We start from the raw sequence: 3058 nt of genomic DNA on the forward strand, positions 1-3058 counted from the left end.
AGTGTGGGGTTTCCCCATGTGAGAGTAGGTCATCGTCAAGATTCATTTCGCAAAACCCCTATCTGCGTATGCAGGTAGGGGTTTTGTCTTTGTGGCCCGAAAACAGTCACCCGGCCTCACAAAAATCCCTATAGAAGCGAAGATCCCAACGCGGTGCATGACACCGGCTTCGCCGGTGTTCGCGGGCGTGCCCGCTCCCACAAGGAATGTGCTACCAGGCTGCATGCATTCGGCCCTTTTCCTATGCAAGCCCCCAGCCCATGGCTATCATGCCTGCCTTATTCCAAGTCGAGACTGGCATGCTGAAGTTGTTGAATCTCCTCAAGGATGGCCGGTTCCATTCCGGAGAAGCTCTGGGGGCAGCCCTGGGGGTGAGTCGCAGCGCCGTTTGGAAGCAGCTGCAGCATCTGGAAAGTGAGCTGAACCTCACCATCCACAAGGTTCGTGGGCGCGGCTATCAGCTGGCGGCGCCGCTGGCTTTGCTTGAGGCGCAGGCAATCGCCGGGTTTGCCGAGGGCGAACAGTGGCCGGTCTTCATCCACGAAACCATCGACTCCACCAACGCCGAAGGTTTGCGTCTTGCTGGTGAAGGGCAGGCTGCACCATTCCTCGTTCTGGCCGAGCGCCAGAGCGCTGGCCGTGGTCGGCGTGGTCGGCAATGGGTGAGCCCGTTTGCCGAAAACCTCTATTACAGCCTGGTGCTGCGCGTCGATGGCGGCATGCGCCAACTCGAAGGCTTGAGCCTGGTTGTGGGGTTGTCGGTAATGCGCACTTTGCAGGCATTCGGTGTAAAGGATGTGGGGCTCAAGTGGCCTAATGATGTCCTGGTTCGCGGGCAAAAAATCACCGGTATTCTTCTGGAGCTGGTGGGTGATCCAGCCGATGTCTGCCACGTAGTGCTAGGCGTCGGTATCAATGTGAACATGCAGGTAAACGATCAGGTCGACCAACAGTGGACCTCGATGCGGCGTGAAATGGGTGCGGCAGTTGATCGCAACCAGCTGGTAGCGTCGCTTAGCCAGCAGTTGCAGCATGAGTTGGCGCGCCATCGTCGCTACGGCTTTGCCGCATTCCAGGAGGAGTGGGAACAGGCGCATCTGTGGCAAGGGCGTAATGTATCGCTGGTTGCCGGCAACACACGTATCGATGGTGTGGTTCTTGGCGTCGACGGGCAGGGCGGCTTGCGCCTTGAGGTGGACGGAGTAGAGAAGAGCTTCAGCGGTGGTGAGCTCAGTTTGAGGTTGCGTGATGATTCTTGAGCTCGATTGCGGTAACAGCTTCATCAAGTGGCGGGTAATCCATGCCGCTGATGCGGTGATTGAGGGTGGCGGGATTGTCGACTCCGACCAGGCGCTGGTTGTCGAGGTGCAGGCGCTCGCTTCGGTACGCCTCACGGGCTGTCGCATTGTCAGTGTGCGAAGCGAAGAGGAAACCGACGCGCTTTGTGCCGTAATTTGCCAGGCATTTGCCGTGCAGGCGCGAGTTGCGCACCCAGCCCGGGAAATGGCGGGTGTGCGCAATGGCTATGACGATCATCAGCGTCTCGGCATGGATCGTTGGCTGGCTGCGTTGGGCGCGTTTCACTTGGCCAAGGGCGCGTGCCTGGTCATTGATTTGGGTACTGCCGCAAAAGCGGACTTTGTTGCTGCGGACGGCGAACACCTTGGAGGATACATCTGCCCTGGTATGCCGTTGATGCGTAGCCAGCTGCGCACGCACACCCGGCGCATCCGCTATGACGACGCCTCTGCCGAGCGTGCACTGACCAGCCTGTCACCAGGTCGCTCGACCGTCGAGGCGGTAGAGCGCGGCTGCGTGTTGATGCTTCAAGGGTTTGCGCGCACCCAGCTCGAACAGGCGCGTGCGTTGTGGGGGGAGGAGTTCACAGTGTTCCTCACCGGTGGCGATGCTCCGCTGGTGAGGGAGGCCGTGCCACAGGCGCGTGTTGTGCCTGATCTGGTTTTTGTTGGCCTGGCCATGGCCTGTCCATTGGATTGAGGTGCCTATGCGTTGGTTGTTTCTGCTGTTACTGGTGCTCAACGTCTTTTATTACGTGTGGCATCAGCAGGAAGCCCCGCTGAAGGTCAAGGAAGTCGCCCCGTTGTCGCTGTACAAGGGAAGTCAGCAAGAAATCCGGCTGTTGCGTGAAACCGGTGTGTCGGCGCCGCCCAAGCGCAGGGACGAATGCCTGGTAATCGGTGGCGCAATGGCGCAGGAACAGCTCGAAGCGCTGCGCCAACGGCTGCTAAGCCTGGATATTGCTACGTTGCCGGTGGCGGGGCAGCTGCCTGGGGCAGATGGCCGCTGGCTCAAGGTGGCCCCGGAAAGCGAGCGTTTGCTGGACCAAACGGTGATCTCGGCTCTTTCCAATGATTTCAAAGACTTAAAACATAAAATTATTTTCTGCCAGGGTATTGCAACTGGTGAATAGCTTGATAGAATGGCGCCCGCTTCACAGGGAACACCACTCAGGTGGCAGAACCAGAAGCGGTGTCAAAGCAGCTAAGTTTCAGATTTGATTGAAAAAATTTGAAAAAGCGCTTGACACTAGGACGGCAGACACATAGAATGCCGGCCACATCTGGAGGGATTCCCGAGCGGCCAAAGGGGACGGACTGTAAATCCGTTGCGAGAGCTTCGAAGGTTCGAATCCTTCTCCCTCCACCAGTTTTAGCGAGAGCCGCAAGCTCCGCGGGTATAGTTTAGTGGTAGAACCTCAGCCTTCCAAGCTGATGATGCGGGTTCGATTCCCGCTACCCGCTCCAAGTTTGCTGGATTTTGCACAAAGTGTTTCGCTCTTGTAGCTCAGTTGGTAGAGCACACCCTTGGTAAGGGTGAGGTCAGCGGTTCAAATCCGCTCAAGAGCTCCATACAAACAAGGCAGATATGAAAATATCTGCCTTTGTTTTATCAGCGCAAGACTATTTCTTCTGCGGAGGATTGTATCGATGGCTAAGGAAAAGTTTGATCGTTCCCTTCCCCACGTTAACGTCGGCACTATCGGCCACGTTGACCACGGTAAGACCACTCTGACCGCAGCTCTGACTCGCGTTTGCTC

4 protein-coding genes and 3 tRNA genes are annotated in these 3058 nt (G+C 57.4%); all 7 read left to right on the forward strand.

All coding sequences use genetic code 11. The features are described 5' to 3' along the window. Positions 1 to 299: 299 nt before the first annotated feature. Positions 300 to 1259, forward strand: a complete 960-nt coding sequence (birA, locus tag ACI2KG_RS28935; RefSeq protein WP_404664238.1) for a bifunctional biotin--[acetyl-CoA-carboxylase] ligase/biotin operon repressor BirA — start codon at positions 300 to 302, stop codon at positions 1257 to 1259. Beyond that, positions 1249 to 1998 (forward strand): pantothenate kinase, encoded by a 750-nt coding sequence (locus tag ACI2KG_RS28940; protein WP_404664239.1) that lies wholly within the window; start codon positions 1249 to 1251, stop codon positions 1996 to 1998. The genes birA and ACI2KG_RS28940 overlap by 11 nt, the downstream gene beginning before the upstream one ends. 7 nt (positions 1999 to 2005) lie before the next feature. Continuing rightward, complete coding sequence (locus ACI2KG_RS28945) at positions 2006 to 2431, forward strand: hypothetical protein (RefSeq protein WP_404664240.1); 426 nt, start codon at positions 2006 to 2008, stop codon at positions 2429 to 2431. Between the two features lie 152 nt (positions 2432 to 2583). Then, positions 2584 to 2667: transfer RNA gene (locus tag ACI2KG_RS28950), tRNA-Tyr, on the forward strand. Positions 2668 to 2691: 24 nt separating this feature from the next. Next, positions 2692 to 2765: transfer RNA gene (locus ACI2KG_RS28955), tRNA-Gly, on the forward strand. Between the two features lie 29 nt (positions 2766 to 2794). Further along, a tRNA-Thr gene (locus ACI2KG_RS28960) sits at positions 2795 to 2870 on the forward strand. A 78-nt stretch (positions 2871 to 2948) separates the two neighbouring features. Next, a partial coding sequence (locus ACI2KG_RS28965) for a GTP-binding protein (RefSeq protein ID WP_132579187.1) occupies positions 2949 to 3058 on the forward strand: 110 nt, incomplete at its 3' end.

This window comes from Pseudomonas sp. NPDC089407, from assembly GCF_044900445.1.
Taxonomy (GTDB): Bacteria; Pseudomonadota; Gammaproteobacteria; order Pseudomonadales; family Pseudomonadaceae; genus Aquipseudomonas.

Excerpts from the sequence above, each read along its gene's own strand:
- ACI2KG_RS28945 (WP_404664240.1), top strand. The coding sequence starts at position 2,006 with ATGCGTTGGTTGTTTCTGCTGTTACTGGTGCTCAACGTCTTTTATTAC.
- ACI2KG_RS28940 (WP_404664239.1), top strand. The coding sequence starts at position 1,249 with ATGATTCTTGAGCTCGATTGCGGTAACAGCTTCATCAAGTGGCGGGTA.
- birA (WP_404664238.1), top strand. The coding sequence starts at position 300 with ATGCTGAAGTTGTTGAATCTCCTCAAGGATGGCCGGTTCCATTCCGGA.